Origin of the sequence: Spirillospora sp. NPDC000708 (assembly GCF_040299565.1) — a bacterium.
Classification (GTDB): Bacteria; Actinomycetota; Actinomycetes; order Streptosporangiales; family Streptosporangiaceae; genus Spirillospora.
Genome location: NZ_JBEPCJ010000092.1, coordinates 12,913 through 36,267 on the forward strand (window position 1 = coordinate 12,913; position 23,355 = coordinate 36,267).

Here is a 23,355-nt window from a genome sequence, read left to right on the forward strand (position 1 = left end):
CCTCCACATGAAATGACGATCGACCCCCGCGCCCGGTTGACGCCGAATCCAAGAAAATCACGGAACTACCGGGCGCGGTCGGAGCGCTACGAGGTGATGCGCCGCGACAGCATCTTCAGGAAGATCTTGGAGATCTCCTGCGGCGTCATCGCGACTTGGACGTTCCCGTTGGTCGCCGCGGCGATCTTCTCCAGCTCGCCCCGGTCGACGCCCTTGCCGAAGCCGATCATGTTGACCTGGATCGGCTTGTTCGGGTCCTTCAGCCGCCTCAGCTCCGCCAGGGTCTGGTCGAGCGTCGGCCCGTCCGGGTCGTCGTTCTGGCCGTCGGTGAGCAGCAGGATCGAGTTGCCGAACTCCGGCTTGTAGGTCTTGTTCATCAGCTTGTAGGCGTCCAGCATCGTCCGGTAGAGCCCGGTGTCGCCGGTCGGCTTCGGCTTCATCTGGTTGAGCCAGGACAGCACCAGCCCGCGCCGCGTGGTGGACCCGATGCGGTCGCCGAGCGCGCCGATCGGCACCGTCTGCTTGTACGGCGTCTTGCCGTTCATGTTCGTGGAGAACAGCCACTGGCCGAGCTCGGTGTCGTTCGACATCATCGCCAGGCCGCCCTGCGACACCTGCGCGATCGCCTGCAGCCGGTTGGTGTGCGGGGCGACCTGCTCGGCCATCGAGCCGGACACGTCGATCAGCGTGAGCATCCGCAGCCCGAGCGTCAGCTTCGACCACGCCTGCATGACCTGCGCGACGTCGCCGCTCTTCGGCGACGGGAGCTGCCGCGGGCGCGCCGGGCTGACCCCGGCCGCCGCGCCGAAGCCGGTGGGCGCCTTGCCGTCGGACGTCCGGAACCCGAGCTGCCGCAGGTCGTTGCGGGTCGCGTCGGTGGTCATCGCCTTCTCGAGCAGCTGCGCGGCCTTCTGCTCATCGCCGCCCTGCGCGGTGACGGTGTACGGGTAGTCCATCGACAGCGTGCCCTCGGTCGGGTACAGCGCCACCGCGGGCTGGGCCGGCTTGGTCTGGTTGTAGCTCCACAGCGCCTGCTCCGACGACAGGGAGATCGGCTGCTTGCCGGTGCGGTCCTTGCTGAAGTGGGCGAACTCCTCCGTGGTTGACGGAACGAGGTTCTCCCGGACGGTCCTGACGATGCCGGTGAAGATGGAGTCCTTGTTGGGGTCGTTCGCCAGCAGCATGCTGGTGATCATCAACGACCCCATGCCGGCGGCGTTCTTGGTCGGGTCCGGGACCACCATCCGGACCGAGCCGGCCGGGATCATCTGGTTCTTGGTCACCGCGCCGCCCGCGACACCGCCCGCGGCCTTCAGCAGGTTGTCCCAGGACGGGCTGGCCGTGACGCCCTGCTTCTTCAGCTGGACGGCCAGCGACTTCGGCAGGCCCACCACGATCGGGCTGCTCGCGAGCGAGGTCTTCGCCGACTCCAGGTTCTTGTCGCCGCCCTCGCCGCGGGCGAGCGCCGTCCACAGCGAGGAGTCGGGGATCCACACGTCCGGCCGCTCGTTCGCCGAGTCCGCGACGCCCTGGCCGGACAGCAGCGTCGCCACCGACGCCGGGTCGGCCTTCTTCACGTCGGCCCGTACGCACTTGCCACCGACCTTGTGCTTGGCGTCGTTGAACCGGCCCGCCGCCTTCACGACCACCGGCTGGATGTCGGGCGCCGCCGCGACCGACAGGCTCAGCGCGTCGTCGCCGGAGCAGCCGCCGCCGCTCTCGGCGAACGCGTACACGCCGACGCCGAGCAGCAGCGCCAGGCCCACCGCACCGGCCATCGGCCCGATCAGCGCGGCCTTGCTCCGCTTCCGCTTGCGCTTGCCGTACTCGTAGCCGCCGGTGCCGCCGCCATAGCCGCCGGATCCGCCGGATCCGCCGCCGCCGCCCGATCCGCCGCCGTAGCCGCCGGAGCCGCCCGACCCCGCGGACCCGCCGCCGAAGAACCCGGCCGGCGTCTCGTCCGAGCTGCGGATCGCGTCGTACTCGCTGTAGCCCGTCCCGGCCAGCGGGGACGAGGACCGGCCGGGCGGCGGCTCCTGCGGCGTGGGCGCCGCCATCGGGTCCTGCGCGCCGTACCCGCCGGACCGCCCGAGCCCGTACCCGCCCGCGTCGGACGCGCCGGTGAAGCCGCCGGCGCCGTAGACCGGCTCCTCGGCCGAGCGGCGCGGCGTGAACCATTCGGGCGTCTCGCCCGGCCCGGACGCCTGCGGCGGGGCGGGGGGCGGGGCCGCGGGCGCGCCCGGCGGCCCGGCCTGCGGCTCCTGGGTCAGCGGGCGGCTCTGGGAGTCCCTGGTGCCGAACCAGTCGGAGGACCCGTCGTTCGCGGGTCCGAACACGGGCGTGGACGGGTCGTGACCGCCCCCGTCCCCCTCAGGGAAGTCATTGCGATGACGTCCGCTCATGGCTGCCCTCGATTCACCAGAAACCCGCCGATGTTCCACGGCACTGTAGTAGTACGAACTAGAGGTTACAAAGAACTCAAAATCGATGATGACGCAGGTCATCAGCGTATGTCCGGACGATCCTGGCATTGCCTCCCCACCGTCACGCCCCGCGTTCGGGGCGGCACGGGGCGGCGCCGGGGCCGCGATCATGGGTGGACCGGGCCCGCGCGGACGCCGGGACCGAGCGTGATCCTGCCGCAAACCGGAAGCGTCGCGCGCGGCCGGAACCGGCCGCCCCGCCCCCTTGCCGCGACCCGGGCACCGCGCTCCCTCCGGCACAATCGAGGCATGGCCAGCTTCGTCACCGTCACTTCCCCGGCCGACCCGCGGCTGGCCGACTACACCCGGCTCCGGGACGTCAACCTGCGCAAAAGCCTCGAGGCCGAGCACGGACTCTTCCTCGCCGAGGGGGAGAAGGTGATCCGCCGCGCGATCGCCGCCGGCCACCCCGTCCGCTCCCTGCTGATGGCGGACCGCTGGACCGCCCCCCTCGCGGACGTCCTTGACAGCGTCGACGCGCCGGTCTACGTGGCCGACGACGCCACCCTCGAAGGCGTCACCGGCTTCCCCGTCCACCGCGGCGCCCTCGCCTCCCTCGAACGCCTCCCGCTCCCGCCCCTCGGCGCCGTCGTGGAGGACGCCCGCCGCATCCTCGTCCTCGAGGACCTCGTCGACCACGCGAACGTCGGCTCGATCTTCAGGTGCGCCGCCGCCCTCGGCATCGACGCGATCGTCCTGTCGCCCCGCTGCGCCGACCCGCTCTACCGGCGCGCGGTGAAGGTGTCCATGGGCGCGGTCTTCGCGATCCCCTACGCCCGGATGGGCAACTGGCACGATGACCTGGGCCTACTGCGCGCCGCCGGCTTCACGCTCCTGGCCCTGACCCCCGACCAGACCGCCACGCCGCTCGACAAGGCCCCGCTGGGCGACCGCGCGGCCCTGCTCCTCGGGTCCGAAGGCGACGGCCTGACGTCCCACTGGCTCGACGAGGCCGACGAGCGCGTCTGCATCCCGATGAGCCCCGGCGCCCTCGCCGCTGGCGTCGACTCCCTCAACGTCACCGCCGCGGCCGCCATCGCCTGCCACGCCCTCGGCCGCGCATGACGTGACCTGCGGTCCTGCCGCAGAGCCGGCCGCGCCTGATATCGTCTTTCGCCGCGCCGCCACAAGGAGTCGCTTCTGTGGGACGAAAGACCGAGCGATCCCGCCGGGCGAGGAAGCGCCGCGACCTCGCTCTGCGCCTGGAACGTCCGCCTCGCTGGGCCACCGCGACCCTGCTGATCTCGTCTTTCCTTCTGGCCGTCGAGTTCCTGCTCGCGCCGTTGTCGTTCGTCCGCAACGGCGGCAAGACCCTGACCGTGGACACCGCCACGGTGACGTCCTGCCACCGCGACGCCATCACCGGCTGGGCGCAGTACGGATGTGCGCTCGAGAAGGACGGAGCGCCGTACGAGCCCTCGTTCGTCCACCGGCCCCGGCTCAAGACCTGGCGGCCGGTGCACGGCAAGGTCACGTTCGAGATCCGCGAAGAGCACGGGAAGGCCGGAACGTCCTACGAAATAGTCAAGAAAGGGACGTCACGGCCCTCGTTCATATGGGCCATCCTGTGCGCGCTCGTCTACTTCGGGGCGGGCGGCGCCATCTTCCTCCTGCTGCTGAAACTGCTGAAGGGATGCGCCGGCCTGCTGCGCCGCTCAGCGGACCGCGCGGCAGGTCAGGGCGCCGCTGAAACAGCCCAGGCCAATGCCGCCAAAACACGGAAGAGCGGTTGAAAAACGGCACGCTAAAGCCGGTGGCGCGCACCATGACAATGGCTTGCCCGGATGACTGCGTCGCTCACTTGCCGAACATGCCGCGGCGCGTCCGGCGGTGCATGCCCTTCGCGCGGCGCATGGCGGCCGCGGCGGCGCCGGCGGGAGCGCGCCGCTTGCCGAGCCGCAGCTGCGTGAGCAGCACCGCGATCGCCACCATCAGCGCCGCCAGCCACGCGACCTGCGTGCTCGCGACCCGCTCGAAGGTGAGGTCCTGCGCGACGGGGGCCTTGTTCCCGCGCAGCCTGCTCTCCGGCGTCACCGACACGGTGTTCGGCGCGATCGACGGGCTCGGCGCCGCGATCGGCGGCAACGCCACCTGCGGGTTCTTCGCCTGGAACGACGAGTTCGGCTCCGGCGGCACGTAACCGCTACCGGACGTCGTCCCGCTGCCCCCGGTCGTCCCGCTCGTGCCGCCCGACGATCCGCTGCCGCTGCCGCCGCCGGACGAGGAGCCGTGCCCGCCGCCGGACGCCGACGCCGACGGCGTCGCGCTCTTGGACGGCGAAGGCGACTTGGACGGCGACTTCGTCGGCTTCGACGTGGTCGGCGGCGCCGACGTCTTCAGCGGGCGGTAGGTGACCGCCGCCGTGTCGCTGCCGGTCAGGTCCTTGCCGTCGGCGGTCCCCGCCACGGTGACGGTGACGGTGACGATCATGGACTTGGGCAGGCTCTTGGGAACGAAGACGGAGGTCGTGACCGTCTTCGGGTCGGCGCCCACGTTGCCGAAGTCGCAGAGCTTGACCGTCGACGGGGGCCGGCATCCTTCGGTGAACGACGCCTTCGCGGCCTTGTTCGACGTGCTCAGGGTGACGGAGACCACATGGACGGCCTCGGCGGTGCCCGTGGTGGTGGACGCCCGCGTCGTGACGAGGGCGTTCGTTCCCGCGTTCGCCGGGCTCTCGACCGACGCCACCACCGTGAGCTTCGGCGCCGGACTGGGTGATGCGGAGGCCGAGTCGGAAGGGGCCGGCGACGTGGTGTCATCGGCGGAGGCGGACGCGCCTCCGGCGGCGAGGACGGCCGCCGCCCCGAGCCCAACAAAGATCGGTTTCACCGCCGGTCGGCAGTACACCGCCCCAGCACCTCCGTCGCATCGCCTTTGAGCGCCTGTGCCCGCTGTACCCGGGAGATCGTCCCAGGACTCATGCGAACACGGATGAACGGGCCAAAGCAACCCCGGGGACGTTCACATGACTTCCTCTCGGACGTCCTCTATCTCCGTGGCGGGCGCCCACGCCTGCCAAACGCCCTGGTCAATGCGTTCGAGGCCGAGCGATTCGGCCACCGGGGCGCGGCCGCCGACATATTCGACGCGCAGCCACGTCTCGTGCTCGCCGACGATGACGAACCGCTCCCCGCGCCACCGGCACGTCGTCCGGACGTACCGGAGCTCCTCGACCTCCGACGCCGGCACGATCCGCCGGAACCGGCCGGGGCGCAGCTCCTCGAACCCGTCCGTCGGCCCCGGCGTGTAGAGCCGGACCTCGCCGTCGGCGCCCGGCGCCGCCTCGAAGTCGCGGCCGAGCCAGCGCGCCACGTAGCCGTCCCTGATCACTGCGCCGCTCCCGCCCGGCCGTCGCGCCCGTCGGAACCGGTGGACGCGTCGGGCCGCAGCCACGCGAGCCGGTCGGGGTCGTACATCGCGACGAACCTCTCCGAACGATCCATGCCCAGGTAGTACATCTCGGCGCCGTACGGGAGCCGGACGCTGTCCACCTTGTACTCGCGGATGGAGCCCGCGCTGCCGGGCGCGAACCCGCCGCCGACGAACGGGGGCCGCTCGATCACCCAGCCCGCGTCGCCCCAGGAGGCCATCTCCTCCGCGTCGCGCCCGCCGAACGGGATCCGGTACAGGTCGGGGCAGTACGCGGGCCACCGGATGACGTACACGCCCTCGTCGGCGGGCGAGAACGGCGTGTCCTCATAGAGGAGCCCCAGCGCCTCGTACAGCTGGACGGGCGTCTGGAGTTCCGCGACGTCGCCCGTCGGGTGGACGAACCCGCCGACGCGGTCGTAGCCCTGCTCCAGGTACCAGCCGACGTGCCCGTGCGGGACGACCTTCTGCATGATCGTCGGCTGGGACACGCGGTCGTCGAGGTCCTCGGTCCGCGCCGGGGCCGCCGTGACGACGTCCTGCACGGTCATGTCCGCGGCGGGTTCCCGCGGGGCGGGCGGCGCGGCCGGACGCGCCTGGACGAGGCCGACGCGCAGGGCCCACTCGCTCAGCGCCCGCACCTGGTCACCGCGCAGGGACGCGCCGATCCGCGTGCCCGGGTTGAGTAGCAGCGCCCAGTCGTCGCGGGGCCACGCGCCGATCAGCTCACGGAAGTCGGCGTAGACGAACCGGGACTCCGGCAGGACCTCCCGCAGCCGGACGAGGGAGGTGAACACCCGGACGGCGGTGCCGTCGCGCAGCGCCGCGTCCCACCGGAACTCGCGCTGCACCGGCGTCACTTCGAGCGGGGCGTCCGCCGGGATGGGCACGAGGACGTTCGCGTTCAGCAGGACGCGGAGGAACGCGTCGGAGTCGCCGCCGAGGGCCGCCTCGTAGAGCTCCTGGTCGATGCGGTTGCCGGGCTCGAACTCTGGCTCGGGGGCGCCGACCGGCCGCAGCCGCCGCTCCGGCGCCTGCGGGTCGCCCGGCGGTTCCGTCGCGGCGGTCGACTCCGGGGCGGGCGAGTCGCTCGCGGGACCCAGGCCGACGATCGCGTGGCCGCCGGTCACGGTGGACGCGTTGGCTTCGGGCGCGTAACCGCCCGCCGCGTCCGGCACTGACGGCTCGGGCTCTGCCGGCGCTTCCGTGGCGGGGAGGTGCTGCGGGCCGGTGTCTCCGGGCAGGGCCGTGTTGTACGCACCGTAGGACGGCTCTGCGGCCGGCGGCTGCGGCCCGTAAGCGGGCGCGTCTTCTCTCCCACCGGGCGGAACCGGCGGCGCCACCGGTTCACCGCCCCCCGGAACGCCGACCTGCGGCTGCGGCGGCACGACCGTGGGGTGCCCGCCGGAGGTGGTGGACGGTGCCGCCGGCTCGTGGTCCGCTGCGCTGACCTGAGGCTGGGGACCGGTCTGGTGCGGACCGTCTCCCGGCGCGTTGAGGCCGGGCTGTTCGGTCGGCGGTGTGGGGCCGGTGGTGGGGTATCCGCCGGAGGTGGTCGAGGGTGCCGTGGGTTCGTGGTTGGGTGCGCTGACCTGCGGTTGTGGCCCGGTGTGGCGCGGGTCGTTTCCCGGTGCGGGGACAGGGTCCGCCGCGTTGAAGCCCGGCGATTCCGTCGGCGGTGTGGGGCCGGTGGTGGGGTATCCGCCGGAGGTGGCCGAGGGCGCCGAGGGCTCGTGGTTGGGTGCGCTGACCTGCGGTTGTGGCCCGGTGTGGCGCGGATCGTCTCCCGGCGCGGGGGCAGGGGCCGGCGCGTTGAGGCCGGGCTGTTCGGTCGGTGGTGTGGGGCCGGTGGTGGGGTATCCGCCGGAGGTGGCCGAGGGCACCGTGGGCTCGTGGTTCGGCGCGCTGACCTGGGGTTGCGGGCCCGTGTCGTGGCGCGGGTCGGCTCCCGGGGCGGGGTCTGGAGCGCCGAAGGCGGGCTGCTCCGCCGGAAGGGGCGGGACGGCGGTCGGGTGACCGCCGGTCGTGACCGAAGGTGCCGCTGGAGCCTGGTCCGGCGGCCCGGGGACGGCGGGATCGGCAGCGGGAAAGGCGGGCTGCTCAGGCTCGGCAGGGCTCGGGGCGGCGTGGCTACCGGACGGCTGGGCCGCCTCGCCGGTCGGGATCGCCGCCACGCCGGGGTCGGACGGGACGTAGCCGGGCCGCTGCTGCGGGCCGGTGCCGGTGCCGGTGGAGGCCGGTTCGCTTGGCGCGCCGTCGGGCACCGGGGACGCGTCCGTGGACGGGACGGCCGGTGCGACGGGAACGGCGGGGTTCTCCGGGGGAGGAGGAGTAGCGGCCGACGGCGGGGTGGCGGCCTTCTCGGGCGCGGTGCGCGGCGGCCCGCTGAGCGCGCGGACCTGCTCGCCGGGCATCGTGGCGTCGATCGGGGTGCCGGGGTTGAGGACGAGCGTCCACTCGGGGTCGGGCCAGGCGGACACGACGTCCAGCAGGCTCGGCATCACGAAGCGGGACGAGCCGATCGCCTCGTTCATCCACTTGAGGGACGTGAACAGCTGCACGGACGTGCGGCCGTGGACGGTGACGGGCCGCCACGGGAACGCCGGGTCGTCGGGCGCGATGCCCCACGGGGTGTCGGGGTCGGCGGGGACGAGGACCTGCGCGCCGAGGAGCACCTTGAAGAAGGTGTCGGTGTCGCGGCGGCGGGCGGCGTCGAAGAGGCGCTGCTCGATGTCGTTCTGCGGCTCGAACCGGTCGGTCATCCGGGCGGCGGCGCGCTGGTCGGCCCAGGTGGCGAGGCCGGGGAGCTGGGCGGCCATGACGGTGCCGCCGGCGGGGGAGCCGGAGTTGATGGCGAGGAGCCAGCCGTGGTCGGGCCAGTAGCGCAGCGCGACGGTGAACGGCAGCTTGATGTACTCGGTGCCGGTCCCGGCGGCGTGGGCGGCCTCGATGAGGCGCTCGGGGGAGGTGAAGACGGGGACGACGGTGTTGCCGTCGATCTCGCGGGTCCGCCACGGGAAGCCGGGGCGGCCGGGGCGGAGCGTGTAGTCGGTGTCGTCCGGGACGGGCAGCAGGATCTCGGTGTCCGCCATCGTCTGCAGGAACAGGTCGTGGTCGTTGTTCGCAGCGGCGCGCAGCAGTTCGCGTTCGACGTCGTTGGCGGGGTGGAACTCGGGCCGGGCCGGTTCGCGGGGCGCCTCGCGGGGCAGCTCGCGGTGCTGGCCCTGCAGCTCCTCCCACGGCGACTCGTCCGACGCCGGCGATGACGGGGCCGGCGGCGACGGGGCCGAGGGGGCCGGCGGCGCTGCGGCCTGAGCCGGAGCGGGTGGCGCCGCGGGCTCGGGAGCGGGTTCGGGAGCCGGTTCCGGTGCGGGCTCCGCCACGGGGGCGGGCGGCTCCGGCGCCGGCGGTGCCGCCGGGGCAGGCGTAGATGCGGGTGCGGGTGCCGGGGCGGCGGCGGACGCGAGGTCGGGGCGGCCGACCTGCGGCGGGCGGCCGTCGCCGTCGGCGACCTGCCGGACGAACCAGGCGGGCATCCGCGCCTCGATCGGCAGCGGGACGCCGCCCGGGTGGCCGGGCGCGTCGACGGCCAGCCACCAGCGGGCGTCGGGCCAGGTCTCGGCGAGGTCGCCGAAGCGCAGCGTCATGAAGTGCCGCCAGGACGGGCCGAGGCAGGCGCGCATCGCGGCGGCGGAGGTGTAGGCGAGGACGTGGACGCGGCCGTCCTCCTCGCGGGTCGGCCAGGCGGGCCCCGACCGCCCGGCGAGCACCCCGTCGACGGCGTCGTCCGGGACGGGCACCACGAGCTCGCTGCCCGCGAGGATGCGGAAGTAGCCCTCCTGGTCTCCGGCCCGTACGCTCTCCTCCAGTCGGCGTTCCAAGTCCGACGTGGGTCGCCACGCGTCGGCCACCGCCGCCACCCCCTGTTTCGTCCGTGCTCATCCCCGACCCGCCGGGTCCCGGTGGGAGATCCGGCGGGAAGTAGCGCGACTGCCTACGCTACAGGGGCGAACAGGACCAAAGGCCATAAACGTCTGTGCTCGCCGGCGAGTCCGCAGGTCAGCGCGGTGCCAGTCGCGCCAGCGCGGTGCACAGCCGGTCGATGTGCTCCTCGGTGGTCCCGATCCCGATGCTCGCGCGGACGGCCGCCCCCTCGCCGCCGCAGCCGGCGGAGTCGTCCCCGCCCAGCAGGTGCCGGACGAGCGGGTGCGCGCAGAACTTGCCGTCCCGCACGCCGATGCCGTGCTCACCGGACAGCGTAAGCGCCACGTCGCGCGCGTTCCAGCCGGTCACGGTGAAAGACACGATTCCCACGCGCGGCGACCGGTCGCCCCACAGGGTGAGCTCGCGGACGTGGGGGAGCGCGGCGAGCCCGGCGCGCAGCCGGGCGAGGAGCCGCTCCTCGCGGGCGGCGAGCGCGTCCCAGCCGGCGGCGGTGAGGGCCTCGCAGGCGGCGGCGAGCGCGATGACGCCGAGGACGTTGGGGGTGCCGGCCTCGTGCCGCTGCTCCGCCGCCGGCGCCCACCGGACCGCGCCGGCGACGGACGCGCTGGCGCCGCCGCCCTTGAGGTACGGGTCGGCGGCGCGCAGCCAGTCGGCGCGCCCGGCGAGCACGCCCGCGCCGAACGGCGCGTACAGCTTGTGGCCGGAGAACGCGACGTAGTCCAGGCCGAGCGCGGTCATGTCGAGCGGGCGGTGCGGGACGAGCTGCGCGGCGTCCACCGCGATGCGGGCGCCGTGCCGGCGGGCGACCTGCGCCAGCTCGCGGACCGGCCACAGCTCGCCGGTGACGTTGGACGCGGCGGTGACGACGAGCAGCCGCGCGCCGACCGGGGTCGCGGCGAGCGCGCGGTCGGCGGCGCCGATCGCCTCGGCGGGCGTGGCGGGGACGGGGAGCCGCACGGGCCGCTTCCACGGGAGCAGCGACGCGTGGTGCTCGGAGTCGAACACGACGACGCTCGTCCCGGACGGGACGGCGTGCGCGAGCAGGTTCATCGCGTCGGTGGTGTTGCGGGTGAACACGATGGCGGCGCGGCGCCACGCGCCGAGGAACTCGCGGACGGTCTCGCGCGCGCTCTCGTACGCCTCCGTCGTGACCTGCGAGGCGTAGCCGGCGCCGCGGTGCACGCTGCTGTAGTAGGGCAGCGCACGGGTGACGGCCTCGTGCACCGCCTCCAGACAAGGCGCGCTGGCGGCGTAGTCGAGGTTGGCGTAGGGGACGTGGCGGCCGTCGTTCAGCGGGACGGGCGCGTCCGCGCCGACGACGCGCGGGAAGGCGCGAACTTCCCGTGCGGTGCCCGGCGTCTCAGCAGGCGTGAGCGGGGCGAGGGACGGTGCGGAGGCGAGCGTGGCGGGCATGCCGGTTCCTTCCGGGGTCAGGGACCCCGGGGCCGTGCCTGCGGGATCCGCGCTTGCCGGAACGCGGTGCCGCGTCCGGCCAGGTCCTCACCCGGGGCACCCCATCGCGGACGAAGGGTTGCCGGCCAGCGAGCCGGGGCTTGGCGCTGGCGCTCATGACCTAGTGCGGAAGTATATGCGGAGCCTGTGGCAGATCAAGGGGGAGGGTGCGATGCGGTACCGGGTGGTTCGGGCGCTTGCCGGGGGCGTGGTGATGCTCGGCGTGTCCGGCCTGCTGGGCGCGTGCGGGGCGCTGGGGGGCAACTCCGGCCAGGTCTGCAGCGACACCAAGAAGGCGTTCCAGCAGTACATCACCCAGGTCAGGAGCGTGCCGGCGGCGGAGCCCGCGCAGTGGGGCCAGGCGACGCAGCGGCTCGCGACCCGCCTCGACGCGCTGGCGAAGGAGGCCGACGACGGGGCGCTGAAGAAGGCGCTGCGGGCCGAGTCGCAGCGGCTGCGCGCGGCGGCCACGACCGTCGGCACCGGGGACGCCTCGCAGCTCAGCGCCGTGATGAACGACACACCGGCCCGTATCGGAAAGGCGTGCGCCTAGCGGCACGGGGTGGGGCGGACGCGCAGGGGCCCGGCGGTGCGACCGCCGGGCCCCTCGCGCTCAGTTGAACATCTGGCCGCCGGTGCCGTCGCCGGTACCGCCGCCGCCGTCGTTCCCTCCACCGCCGTCGGTGCCGCCGCCGCCGTTGCCTCCGCCGTCGGTGCCTCCACCGCCGTTCCCGCCGTCACCGCCGCCGGGCAGCGTCGGGATGATGGTCGGCAGGTCCGTCGGCGGCTTCGGCTGGCGCGGCCCGCCCGTCCCGCCGGAGGGACGGTGCGTCGGGCCGTCGGTGCGCGGCCCCTCGGTGCTCGGCGCGCCGCCGCCCGGTGACGGGACGCCCCAGCCGCTGCCCGGCGTCTCCGACGGCGACCCGAACGTCTTCGGGTCGTAGCCCTTGATGTCGACCGCGTCGGTCATGTACGAGCGCCAGATCTGGGTGGGCAGCTGCCCGCCGTAGGAGCCGTACCCGGGGATGTTCAGCGCCTTGTTGTCCTCGCGGAACATCGCCACGCTCGTCGCCATCTGCGGGACGAACCCGTTGAACCAGATCGCCCGGCCCTCGTCGGTGGTGCCGGTCTTGCCGGCGACGTCGCGGCCGTCGGGCAGCTGCGCGCCGGTGCCGGTGCCGCCCTGGACGACCTGCTGCATCGCGTACGTGGCGTCCCGCGCGACCTGCGTGCCGAACGCCCGCTCGCCCTTCTCGGAGAACTTGCGGGCCTGGCCCTCGTTGTCGGTCACCGACTTCACCACGTACGGCTGCCGGTACACGCCCTCGTCGGCGAACGTCGCGTACACCCCGGCCTGCTGCACCGGGTGCAGCGACACGATGCCGAGCGGGAACGACGCCGCGGCGCGCTGGTCCGGCGTCATCTGCGACGCCGAGATGCCGAGCTTCTCGGCCATCGCGGCGATCTTGTCGTTGCCGATGTCCTGGCCGAGGTTGACGTAGGCGGTGTTGACCGAGTGCTCGGTCGCGGTGACGAGGTTGATGTTCCCGAAGCTCTCGCCGCTGTCGTTCTTGATGGAGTGGCCGCCGAAGTACTGCGGGGAGCTGCCGTCATAGGTGTCGGACAGGCTCTTGCCGTCCTCCAGCGCGGCGGCCAGCGCGATCGGCTTGAAGCCCGACCCGGCCTGCGCGGTGTCGTAGAACGCGCTGCTCGCCGCCTCCGTCAGGTAGTCGCGGCCGCCGTAGAAGGCCAGCACCTGCCCGGTGTTCGGGTCGACCGACACCAGCCCGGTCCGGATCTTCTTGCTCGTCCCGGCCGGGACGTTGTTCTCCACGGCCTGCTTCGCCGCGTCCATCAGCCGCTTGTCGAACGTCGTGGTGATCTTCAGGCCGCTGCGGTTGATCTCGTCCTCGGTGTAGCCGCGCCGCTCCTCCAGCTCCTTCTTGGCCAGGTTGACCATGTAGCCCTTCTGGCCCTTGAGGACGTCGGTGATCTTCTCCTTGCCGGGTGCCGGGAACGTCATCGACGCGGCGTCGGCGGGGGACAGCGCCCCGTCCCGGACCATGTTGTTCACCACGGCGTGCCAGCGCTGCTCGGCGTAGACGCGGTGCTGGCCGGTCGGGTCGGCGAAGTTGCTCGGCTGCTGGATCGCGGCCGCCAGGTACGCCGACTCGGCGGGCGTGAGGTCCTTGACGTCCTTGTTGTAGTAGGCGTGCGCGGCGGCCTGCACGCCGTAGGCGTCGCGGCCGAAGTAGATGGTGTTGAGGTACTGCTCGAGGATCCAGTCCTTGGACTTCTCCCGGCCCACCTTCAGGGAGACCATGATCTCCTTGAGCTTGCGGGTGACCGAGCGCTCCTTGCCGATGCCGCCGTAGTAGTTGCGGACCATCTGCTGGGTGATGGTGGAGCCGCCCTGCAGCTGCTCGCCGGTCGCGGTGGACCAGAACGCCCGCGCGGTGCCCTGGATCGACACGCCCGGGTCCTGGTAGAAGCTGCGGTTCTCGGCCGCGATGACCGCGTCGCGGGTGCTCTTCGGGATCTGGTCGAACTTCACCGCGTCCCGGTTCATGCCGGTCTTGGCGATCAGGGTCTTGCCGTCGGAGTAGTAGAAGGCGGGCCCCTGCGCGAGCGCCTGCTGCTGCGGCGAGGGGACCGGCGTGAAGATGTAGGCGATCGCGAACGCCGCGACGAGGAACCCGAGGATGCCGAGCAGCGTGAACAGGATGCGCCGCAGGTAGCGGACGCGGCGGCTGCGCGGCTTCTTCGGTCCCTTGCCGCCGCCGCCCGAACCGCCGCCGGGGCCGCGCCCCGGCGGGCCTCCTTGCCTCGACGACGCAGCCGACATGGTCTTGGTATCTCCGGCCGGGGAGCCGCTCACACCAGCGCTTCCGGAGCCGTCCGGATCGTCCCGCCCGGGGCGGTCGTTATCGGGGGACGTGCCCTTTTCGGTGGCCGGAGCGCCCGGCCCGGCGGCGGGGGATTGCGCGGTCGCGGCGGGCGCCGCGCTCTCCGCGGGGCCCTCCCCGGCGCTCTCCACAGGACCCTCTGCGGGGTCCTTGTCGCGATTCTGAGATATGTCGGTGTTCGGGGAGTTTTTCAGGTCTGGGGTGGTTTCTCCGGAGTCCACGGTGAGCGTCGCCGTCCGGGCCGCGGGGGCCTGCGCCGCGCGCCCGGCCGCCCCGTCCCGTTCCTGGTCACGGGCCTGGCCGTCGACATCGGCGGGCGCGCCCGCCGACTCCGGGCGCGGCGCGGAATCGTCTGATCCGCCCGCCGGAGCGGCCTTCGCACCGTCCTCGCGGAGATCGTCCGCAGTGCCCGGTGCGCCCTCTTCCTGACCTTTTTCCGTGCTGCTCACAAGCCCCCCGTGATTATTGCGTTACCGACGATACCTGAGGGGATCCATGCGATGGGCCGCCCAATGCACATCCTTGGCTTCCCGATAAGAGGACGGTCAAAGCGCCCTCGGGGTTGTCGTGACGGATCTCGCACGCCCCCCGGGAACCCTCGCCCCGCCAACGCGAGCGGCGGGGACCCCCACCGGGGGCGCCCGCCGCTCGTCTCCGCCTGCGCGCCGTCACGCGGCGCGGGCGCTCACTTCTGCACCTTGGCGAGGATGTCCACCACGAACACCAGCGTGTCGGTGCCCTTGATCCCGGCCTGCGCGTTGCCGTTCTTGCCGTAGCCCTCGGCCGGCGGCAGGACCAGCAGCACCCGGCTGCCGACCTTCGCGCCGGTCAGGCCCTTGTCGAAGCCGGGAACGGTGCCGCCGGTGCCGATCGGGAACATCGCCGGCTGGCCGTTCTTCCAGCTGGAGTCGAAGACCTTGCCGTCCTTCCAGATCTGCCCCTGGTAGTTGACGACCGCGTCGTCGCCCTTGGCCAGCGCCGGGCCGGTGCCCTGGACGAGCGTCTTGACCTGCAGCTTGGACGGCGCGTCCACCTTCGGGACCGTCACCTTCGGGGCCTTGCCGGCGCCCTGGTCCTCGACCTTCGGCAGGTTCTTGTCGTCCAGCTTCTGCGGGGCGCCCTGCGGGCCGGCGTTCTTCTTCACGACGGCCGCGACGTCCACGACGAAGACGACCGAGTCGTTCTTGCCGAGGCCGAGCTGCGAGCCCTGGTCGCCGAAGCCCATCGACGGCGGGACCTCCACCAGGACCCGGCTGCCGCCCGTCTTGCCGAGCAGGCCCTTGTCGAGGCCCTTGACGCCGCTCTTGCCGACGGTGAGCGCCTGCGGCCCGCCCGACCCCTGCGTCTGCTGCTCGTAGGAAGAGCCGATCTTCTTGCTCGTGCTCTTCTTCTTGGAGTCGTCGGAGTCGGTCTGCTTCGCCCACTGGTAGAAGGAGTACTGCACGAACATCGTGTCGCCGTCGGCGATCGCCGGGCCGCTGCCCTTGATCAGCGTCCGGGTCTTCAGCGACTTGTTCGGTGCGAGCTTCGTCGGGATCTTCACCTTCGACTCGGCCCCGAACTTGCCGGACACCTCGATCTTCGGCCCGGGCCGCGTCACGTAGTAGGTGACGCCGCCCGCGATGGCGAGCACGGCCACCACGATGCCGGCGATCGTCGCGATCCGCCGCTTGCGGGCCTGGGCCGCGGTCAGCGCGGACGGCCGGTTCAGCCCGCTGCCGCGCCCGGCGCTGATCCCGTGCGGGGTGAACTCCGGGCTGCGGATGTTCTTGGCGTTAGGGATCTTCGCCTTGACCGCCGGCTTGTCATCCTCGGCCATGGTTCCTCACTCGCTCCGGGGTCGACGACATCACGAAAGTGACCACCCTTCCAGCACCGGCCTAAGAACAGCGTGAAAACCGCGCAAAGGAGGCCGACCTGCAATCTACCGGTCACTCGCCGTGGAAGAGCGTTCCTGCCAGGGGGCCGCCCATGAGGACGGTCTCCGCAGGACACAGGGACTCGTCAGGATACTGCCGCGGGACCGCGGGCGAGCAAACGCCGCTTCTGGCCGTCCGGCAGGTCGTCCTGCTCCAGGACCGCGAAGCCCCCGTCCAGCAGGGACGCGGGCTCGCAGTCGCCGAGGCACCACTCGGCCGGCAGCGCGTCGCGGACGCGCCGGGCCTCCGCCGTGAACGCCTCCCAGGCCAGCAGCCCGCCCGGGACGACGGCCCCGGCGGCCCGCAGGAACACGGCGCGGTCCCAGAAGCCCGTGCACAGGACGAGCGCGTACGTCGCCGGCGCGGGCCGGAACGCCCCGAGATCGTCCTGGACGAGCGTGATCAGCCCGTCCAGGCCGCGGCGGCGCGCCTCCGCGCCGAGCCGGTCGAGCGCCACCTCGGAGACGTCCACCGCCGTGACGCGCCGACCCTCCTCGGCGGCCAGCAGCGCCGACCCGGCCGTCCCGCACGCCAGGTCCAGGACGGGCCCGTCCGGCGGCGCCTCGGCCAGCGCCCGCACAGCCAGCGGGTGCGGCGCGAACGACGGCTCGGGAGCGCTCTCGTACTTGGCGTTCCACCGGAGCCTGTCGGGATGCCCCGCGAGCGCCGCCGGCACCCCGCCCTCACCGGATTCCATGTCCCGACCCTATGCGCCGCCCCCGCCCCCCACCTCACGTTGAGCTGCGGCGTGTTGTCGCCACGAGCGCCCCATGACGACGACCCGCCGCAGCGCAACAGGGGGAGGTCAGCGGCGTTCGGCGATCAAGAGCATGAACAGGGCCGTCGGGAAGCCCTCGCGCCACCACGGGTCGTCGCGCAGCTGCTCCGGGGTCGGATGCGGCTCGCGGAGGTCGGCGATCACGAACCCGTTGTCTCGGAGCGTTCCAGAGTAGAACTCCAGCGGACGGAGCCACGATGTGATCATCGACGGCGACTCCAGCCCGTCCACCAGGAACCGCTGGTCGACCCCGCGGGACGCGAAGTACTGCGCGGCCGGCACGCTCTGCCTCGCGCCGTGCTCGGAGTTCTCCACGTAGAAGCACGGGTGCAGGGTCAGCGACACCAGCCGCCCGCCGCTCTTCAGCACCCGGCCGAACTCCGCGATCGCGCGCGACGGGTCCTGCAGATGGCTGAACAGATGGTTGCAGACGACCAGGTCGAACCCGCCGTCCTCCACGGGCAGCGCGTCGACGCTGGCCCGGGTGAACGACAGCGAGCCCCCGATCCCGGTCGCCGGCACCGCCGTGCCGGCCACGTCCCGGGCCGCGTCGATCAACCCCTGGCAGGCGTCCACGCCGACGACGTCGGCGCCCTCGGCGGCCAGCGTCCGCGCGATGTAGCCCTCCCCGCAGCCGGCGTCCAGCACCCGCAGCCCCTTGCACGGCCCGATCGCGTCGAGCATGGCGGCGTCGGTGAGCTCGGTGCGGTACCGGTCGCGGCCCTCCCTGATCACCTTCACCCAGTAGTCCGCGTTGGCCTCCCACCGCTCCCTGGTGAGATTTGCGATGGCTTCCGCCGTCTCTTCCACCGGCTCCCCATTCCCCGGCCCGCTCGCGGGCCTTTCACCTCAACGACCTGCAATGCGCGGCTCATGCGCCGCGCGGCACCCCCGAGAACGCAGCACCCGCTATGGCAGCTCTTTCAGCCGCCGCACCAGGGTGTTGCACGTCTCTCTGATCCTCCGGTCCTCGCAGTCGGCGCCGCGCAGTTCCAGTGCCCGCGTCAGCTCGGCGAGCCGCCCGCCGAAGGCCGGGTCGCGTCTCAGTGCCAGCGGAATGTACGTCGACGCCAGGTAGTACACGTAGGCGTCGTTGTAGTCGGCGATCTCCCGCAGCACCTCGTTCGCCGTGTTCCGCAGCGAAAGGGAACTGGGCAGGGTGAAGTCGGAGCTGATCCGGCCGTCCCTCATGTAGGTCGGGAACGACCATTCCTCCAGCGCCGCGTACACCGGCGTCGCGTCCAGTTCCCTGCGGTACCGCTCGGCCAGGTCGAGGTCGTTCGAACTGATCAGCGAGCCCATCACCACGCCGCGCATCATGAACGCGGTCTGCCGGCCCGGCACCTCGAACCCGAGGTCGGCCTCCATCTCACCGGTCACCTTGCTGACCTGGTGGGTGAGGATGTTCAGAGCGAGGATCGAATGGAAGGAGTAGGTCTTGCGGTTCAGCCTGGGCGCGAGCTCGACCGACGACTCGAAGAGCTTGGCGGGGTCGATCAACAAGCCGTGCCCGCGCTCGGTGGAATAGAGCGCCTCCAGCGCCGTGTCAGGCTCCCGGCCCCAGAACCGCGCGATGAACGACGACGTCCGCTGGTTCGCCTCGCCCCGGACGATCCGCAGCCCCGCCTCCAGCGCGTTCAGCAGCAGCTGCTGCGGGACGGGGGACCCGTCGAGCGCGTCCAGATCGACGGCCAGGCCCTCCGCGCCGAGGTCGGAGACGAGCCCGTCCAGCCGTTTGCGGATCGCGTGCGCCCGGGAGTACTCCGCGATTCCCGGAATGGACGCCATCAGGCTCTGCAGGGACCGCCCGCTGACCCGGTCGAGCCATTCCGCGTTGTCCCAGAGCCGGAAGACCGTGCTCTCGTCGAGCCCCGAGAACGCGGCCACGTCCGACATGTTCAGGCCCATGTCCCGGGTGATCTCCGAGAGGGACCTCGGCTCGCCGTCCGCTGTCATCACTCGCCCCAGAGCCGCCGGTCGCCGACGCTCCGATCGTAGCGAAACGCGCGGCGGCGGGACCGGTTCGCGGGGATATGCGGCCGCCTTGTGATCGAGGGTGGAGAGCATCGCGGAGGTCAGCCCGGCTTGCGCCCGACGAAGCCGGCGAGCGGCAGCGGACCGTCCAGGTCGGCGGTGTCCGCGAGCGGCAGCGCCGCCGGGTACGGGCCGGCCGGCTCCAGCGGCGCGCAGATCTCCGCGATCTCAGCGCGGTCCCGCGGCGTGAACGCCAGCCCGGCGCGGCGGGCCGTCTCCGCCAGCGACTCCAGCTGCGGCGTCCGCTCGGTGTGCGTGATGACCATGTGGCTGCCGGCGGGCAGGCCGCCGAGCAGCGTCCGGACGATCCCGCGCGGGTCCTCGGCGTCCGTCACGAAGTCCAGCACGCCGAGGAGTAGCAGCGCGACCGGCCGGCCAAAGTCGATCAGCCGCCGCAGCCCCGGATGGCCGAGCAGCGCCGCCGGGACCCGGACGTCCCCGCCGAACGCGCCGGTGCCGCGCTCGCCCGCCAGCAGCGCCCGCGCGTGCACGAGGACGAGCGGGTCGTTGTCGATGTAGGCGATCCGGCAGGACGGGTCGACGCGGCGGACGATGTCGCCGACGTTGCGCCGCGCCGGCAGGCCGCAGCCCACGTCCACGAACTGCCGCAGCCCGGACTCGGCGAGCCGCGCGGCGGCGTGCTCCAGGAAGCCCCTGTTCACCTGGGCGAGCCGCGCGACGACCGGTGCCCGGTCCAGGGCCCGTTCCGCCATCTCCCGGTCGACGGCGTAGTTGTCCTTGCCGCCGAGGAAGTAGTCGTACATCCGGGCGACGCTGGGGGCGCGCAGGAAGGCGGACGCGGCGCCGACCGGCCCGCCGGTGGAGGACTCCTCCTCCCACCGGCTCAGGCTCGGCACCGGTCCCGGGATCACGGGCGCCTCCACCGCTCCCCTACGGGCACCCCGAACCAGGTCGTGGTCGTCCCGTTGCGGTTGCGGTGGGCTCCCTGGTCGGCGGCGAGCGCCTGCATCAGCACCCGGCCCCGGCCGCCGCCGGGAAGCTGGTCGTCCGGCGGCCGGGGCGGCCCCGGCGGGACGCCGCCCTCGGTGATCTCCACCCGGACGAACCGGTCCAGGTGCACCACGGTCACGGTCAGGGTGCCGTCCCGGCGCGACCGCGGGCGCAGGACCGACTCCGTCATGGCCTCGCTGGTCAGCAGTTCGAGGTCGGCGAGCTCGGCCCGGCTCACGCCGAAGTACTGCCCGACCAGCTCCCGGACGTAGCCGCGGGCGATCCGGACGGCGGCGGGAGTCGCGGCGAGGTCGATCTCGCCGAGCAGCCGGCCGGCGGCCGTGCCGTTGCGGGCGGCGGTGCTGCCGAGTTCCAGCGAGGGGGCGGGGGAGAGGGCCGGAAGAAGCGCGGGCGTCCCCGCGTCGGTTGCGTTCATGGCAGCGGCGGTCTCACGTCTCCGTGTCGGGCTGTAAGCGAACATGTGCTCTCGGCCTGGTGTGGAGTCGGCTGTGGACGTGGAACGCGCGAGCGGCCACGGCCTTCGAGCGCCATGACGCGGCTCACACGACAGACACTCTTACGCACGGAGCAGGAGTCAGTCACCGTCGCTTGCGCGCGTGCAAGGGCCCTGCGGCACGCTGCGGGCCGTCACCGTCCGTCCAAGATCCGCCACGTCACGGCCGGTGCGGAGACCGGGTCAGGACCCGCGGCGGCGAGACGGGCCGCCGTGCCCGTCCCGCCGCCGGTCGGCTCAGCAGGACGCGGCGCCCACCGGCGCGAGCAGCCCGGCGACCGCCTCGGCGGCCTGCGGATGGCGGTCCAGGAGGCCGCGCACCTCACCATGGCCCCCACCGACGCCGGTCGCGCCCGGCTCGTCCCACTCCACCGGGTGGCCGAGCAGTGCGGCCACGGCGTCGCAGGTCGCCGGGTGCGCGGCGAGCACGTCCGCGACCGGGCCGGACGCGGCGGGAGCGGCGGACGACGCCGGTGCCGCCGCCGACTCCCACGGCGGCGTCCACCCTCGGCGCGGACGATCATGGTCCGCGCAAAGTTCCCCCGCCCGGACCGGGCAGGCGGTGAAAGCCTTGCACCGGGCACCGACAAACCAGAGGAACCGGTGAAAGCGCAGGTCAGCCGGTTTCGAGCAGCCAGTGGCGGCCCGTCGCCCAGCCGGTGAAGCGGCGCGCGGCGGGGGCCGTCCCGTCGTCGAGGCGGCCGCCCGCGAGGACGTGCCGGAGCCCCGCCAGGGCCGGGTCGAGGCGGGCGGCGGTGTGCGGCGGCTGCCGGTCCAGCTCGTCCTGCATCCACGCGATGGCGGAGACCTGCTCCTTGAGCCCGCACAGGGCGAGGAAGAAGACCGCCTGCCGCCACGCGTACGCGGCGTCCTTGACCGTGCCCAGGGGACGCGGGTTGCCGTGCACCTGCCGGACGAGGCGGCAGGCGACGCCGAACGCGCGGCGCGCCAGGTCGTCCCAGCCGGGCGACGGGCTCACCCCGATGGGATGGACGAGCACGGCGAGGTTGTGGGTGGTGAGGATCTGCGCCTGCTCGATGACCTTGCCGTTGTCGGCGACCCACGAGCGTCCCGTGAGGTCGCCCGCGCGGGACCGGCACAGCGCGTCGAAGGCGTCGGACGTGTGCCGTCCGCCCTGCATCGCGCGTACGGCCGCATAGTCGATCCCGTAGTAGCGCTCGTACAGGGTGCCTTCGAGCACCTCCGCCGCTATCTGCGCGGCCCGGAAGTACTTGGTGGAGAACGTGCCCATGAAGATGTCGGCCGCCAGTTCCTCGACGAACGGCACCCGCAGGCCCGCGCGCTTGGCGAGGGCACCCAGCTCGCTGAGCAGCGGGTTGGGCAGGACGGTCCCGGGGAAGCCCTGGAGCGCCAGTTCACCGAGCTGGACGAGGACGGCGCGCGCCTCGCGCTCACCGGTCCCGTCCGCGCGGCGGTAGCGCTGCACGGCGCGCACCCAAGGCAGCTCCTCCAAACGCACCTGGCTTTCCAGGTTCAGCAGGAGCAGGCTGCGCCTGTTGCGGAACGCCGTGTACTGCGCCGCCATCAGGCGGCGAAGCGCCGGGTCCGGATAGGAGGACGCGGTGGTGGCGCCCACGAGCTGCGGAGTGAGCTCCGCCAGCACCTCCGCCGACGGGACGATCCCGCGCTCGATGAGCGTCGGCACCGGTGCGCGGAGCGCGCTCTTGACGATGTCGCGCAGCCACTCCGGCAGTTCCGCGCCCGCCGCGACGCCGGTACGGCGCGACTCGTCGTCCGTGATGGGCGCCACGAACGGGTCGATGGACGGCACCCCGGAGTCCTGGCGGGCGTCCGCGAGGCGCGCAAGCACGATCTGCGCGACCGTGTGGTGCGCCGGACGCGCGCCGTCGGCCGCCTGCCGCTCGCGGAGCGCCGCGTGCTCCGGGGAACCGGGGACGCCGCGCTTGGCGACCATCGAGTCGACGGCATGCTGCAGCAGCCGCGACACGCCTTTGCCCGCGAAAAGGCTCTCCAGGGACGACCGGAGAATGGCGAGGTTCTCCTTGGGGTTGCGGTGCTTTCCGCAGAGGGTGTGGTTCCGTGCCAGCCGCCGGTACCGCGCCAGAAGTTCGGCGCCGCGCTCGCCCCAGCCGTGCGGCATCACCGCGAAGACGCGGCCGTCCTCGACGGTCTCGAGCCAATGCTCCAGCAGTTCGTCCGCGAACGGGTTCCACACGACGAGCGCTTCGTTCATCGCGGCGACGGCCTTGTTCTTCGGCTTCGCCTCGATGCGCTCGCGGACCTGGCCGACGGTCTGCCGGTGCACGAGCGAGGCGTCGCCGAGCGGGATTCCGGGACGCGGCGAGAAACGGAGCCGGCCGGCGAACGGGCCGATGGCGTCGAGGACGTCCAGCGCGCCCGCGCGGTCGCCCGCACGCAGCAGCCAGGCGACGGTGAGGAGCGCGCCCTCTTCCGGAAGGACGACGTCGTACTCGCCGCTGTCCAGGAGCGCGTACAGCTCGTCGAGGCCCTCGTCGGTCAGGTGGTGCAGGAACAGCGAGCGCCGGTCGCCCGCGATGCCGGCGCGGCGCGCCGCGTCCTGCTCGCAGGGCAGGAGGGGGCCGCCCGCGGCGGCCGTCCCGGTGGCGAATCCGCCCCTGACGACCTCGGGCGTCACCCATGCGGGAAGTCCCTTGACGGGCGTCCGGGAGCCGATGGAGAGGGACCCGTCCGCCATTCCGGAGAGGACGCGGCGCCAGCGCTCCAGCCGCTTTTCCGCCCGCTCGCGCGTCTCCTCGCTCTCGTGGTTCAGCGCGGTCGCGAAGGCCTTCGACAGCTGTCCCGCGGCGTAGCCGGGATTCGCCTGTACGTCCTTGTTCATAGCCAGCGTGGCGGGTTCCGCCCCCGCGCCCTTCGGGTCTGAAGCCCGATGCTCTGCTGCTGAGCTACACGCTGTCGGCCTCCAGGCTAGAGAACTCCGCCATTTCCGCGCAAAAGGATTTCTCTTTTCCGGGGAATCCCGACGCGGCGACGCGGTGTCCGG

The 23,355-nt window shown here is 72.9% G+C and carries 17 protein-coding genes and 1 riboswitch; of the genes, 3 read left to right on the top strand and 14 right to left on the bottom strand.

Going from position 1 to position 23,355, the window contains the following annotated elements:
• Positions 1–86: 86 nt before the first annotated feature.
• Positions 87–2,402, bottom strand: coding sequence for a substrate-binding domain-containing protein (locus ABT299_RS42140; RefSeq protein ID WP_500254181.1), 2,316 nt, complete (start codon positions 2,400–2,402; stop codon positions 87–89).
• A 330-nt stretch (positions 2,403–2,732) separates the two neighbouring features.
• Here ABT299_RS42140 and ABT299_RS42145 point away from each other — a divergent pair, with 330 nt between their 5' ends.
• Together ABT299_RS42145 and ABT299_RS42150 are read left to right on the top strand one after the other, a co-directional pair.
• Positions 2,733–3,548, top strand: coding sequence for a TrmH family RNA methyltransferase (locus ABT299_RS42145; RefSeq protein WP_500254182.1), 816 nt, complete (start codon positions 2,733–2,735; stop codon positions 3,546–3,548).
• 77 nt (positions 3,549–3,625) lie between these two features.
• Positions 3,626–4,216, top strand: coding sequence for a hypothetical protein (locus tag ABT299_RS42150; protein ID WP_500254183.1), 591 nt, complete (start codon positions 3,626–3,628; stop codon positions 4,214–4,216).
• 64 nt (positions 4,217–4,280) lie between these two features.
• On the opposite strand, the gene ABT299_RS42155 is transcribed toward ABT299_RS42150, so the two are convergent.
• The 4 genes from ABT299_RS42155 to ABT299_RS42170 all read right to left on the bottom strand — a co-directional run bounded on the left by ABT299_RS42155 (position 4,281) and on the right by ABT299_RS42170 (position 11,210).
• The gene (locus tag ABT299_RS42155) at positions 4,281–5,171 is read right to left on the bottom strand and encodes a hypothetical protein (protein WP_500254184.1); all 891 of its coding nucleotides are present in this window, start codon (positions 5,169–5,171) and stop codon (positions 4,281–4,283) included.
• Positions 5,172–5,444: 273 nt separating this feature from the next.
• A complete protein-coding gene (locus ABT299_RS42160; protein ID WP_190866548.1) occupies positions 5,445–5,813 on the bottom strand; it encodes a UCP033725 family protein in 369 nt (122 codons plus the stop codon).
• Positions 5,810–9,733, bottom strand: coding sequence for an SseB family protein (locus ABT299_RS42165; protein ID WP_500254185.1), 3,924 nt, complete (start codon positions 9,731–9,733; stop codon positions 5,810–5,812). The genes ABT299_RS42160 and ABT299_RS42165 overlap by 4 nt, the downstream gene beginning before the upstream one ends.
• Before the next feature lie 178 nt (positions 9,734–9,911).
• Positions 9,912–11,210 carry an aminotransferase class V-fold PLP-dependent enzyme gene (locus ABT299_RS42170; RefSeq protein ID WP_500254186.1) on the bottom strand — a complete coding sequence of 433 codons (1,299 nt, stop codon included), beginning with the start codon at positions 11,208–11,210 and terminating at the stop codon, positions 9,912–9,914.
• A gap of 44 nt (positions 11,211–11,254) precedes the next feature.
• Positions 11,255–11,371, bottom strand: a riboswitch (SAM riboswitch).
• Positions 11,372–11,421: 50 nt separating this feature from the next.
• Between ABT299_RS42170 and ABT299_RS42175 the strand changes: the two genes are divergently transcribed.
• Complete coding sequence (locus tag ABT299_RS42175) at positions 11,422–11,802, top strand: DUF8711 family protein (RefSeq protein ID WP_190866554.1); 381 nt, start codon at positions 11,422–11,424, stop codon at positions 11,800–11,802.
• Between the two features lie 60 nt (positions 11,803–11,862).
• Here the strand turns inward: ABT299_RS42175 and ABT299_RS42180 are convergent, their stop codons facing one another.
• The 9 genes from ABT299_RS42180 to ABT299_RS42220 form a co-directional block, all read right to left on the bottom strand.
• Positions 11,863–14,094 carry a transglycosylase domain-containing protein gene (locus ABT299_RS42180; RefSeq protein ID WP_500254187.1) on the bottom strand — a complete coding sequence of 744 codons (2,232 nt, stop codon included), beginning with the start codon at positions 14,092–14,094 and terminating at the stop codon, positions 11,863–11,865.
• Between the two features lie 746 nt (positions 14,095–14,840).
• Positions 14,841–15,974: an FKBP-type peptidyl-prolyl cis-trans isomerase gene (locus tag ABT299_RS42185; protein WP_500254188.1), complete on the bottom strand. Its 1,134-nt coding sequence runs from the start codon at positions 15,972–15,974 to the stop codon at positions 14,841–14,843.
• Between the two features lie 185 nt (positions 15,975–16,159).
• Complete coding sequence (locus ABT299_RS42190; protein ID WP_190866561.1) at positions 16,160–16,771, bottom strand: class I SAM-dependent DNA methyltransferase; 612 nt, start codon at positions 16,769–16,771, stop codon at positions 16,160–16,162.
• 108 nt (positions 16,772–16,879) lie between these two features.
• Entirely contained in the window at positions 16,880–17,662 is a 783-nt protein-coding gene (locus ABT299_RS42195) for a class I SAM-dependent methyltransferase (RefSeq protein ID WP_500254189.1), read from the bottom strand.
• A 99-nt stretch (positions 17,663–17,761) separates the two neighbouring features.
• Positions 17,762–18,808, bottom strand: coding sequence for a hypothetical protein (locus ABT299_RS42200; RefSeq protein WP_190866566.1), 1,047 nt, complete (start codon positions 18,806–18,808; stop codon positions 17,762–17,764).
• Positions 18,809–18,927: 119 nt separating this feature from the next.
• Positions 18,928–19,758, bottom strand: a complete 831-nt coding sequence (locus tag ABT299_RS42205; protein ID WP_190866568.1) for an SAM-dependent methyltransferase — start codon at positions 19,756–19,758, stop codon at positions 18,928–18,930.
• Positions 19,755–20,273, bottom strand: a complete 519-nt coding sequence (locus ABT299_RS42210) for an ATP-binding protein (RefSeq protein ID WP_190866570.1) — start codon at positions 20,271–20,273, stop codon at positions 19,755–19,757. The genes ABT299_RS42205 and ABT299_RS42210 overlap by 4 nt, the downstream gene beginning before the upstream one ends.
• Before the next feature lie 315 nt (positions 20,274–20,588).
• A complete protein-coding gene (locus ABT299_RS42215; RefSeq protein ID WP_500254190.1) occupies positions 20,589–20,780 on the bottom strand; it encodes a hypothetical protein in 192 nt (63 codons plus the stop codon).
• Positions 20,781–20,967: 187 nt separating this feature from the next.
• The gene (locus ABT299_RS42220; RefSeq protein ID WP_500254191.1) at positions 20,968–23,193 is read right to left on the bottom strand and encodes a transcriptional regulator; all 2,226 of its coding nucleotides are present in this window, start codon (positions 23,191–23,193) and stop codon (positions 20,968–20,970) included.
• Between the last annotated feature and the right edge of the window lie 162 nt (positions 23,194–23,355).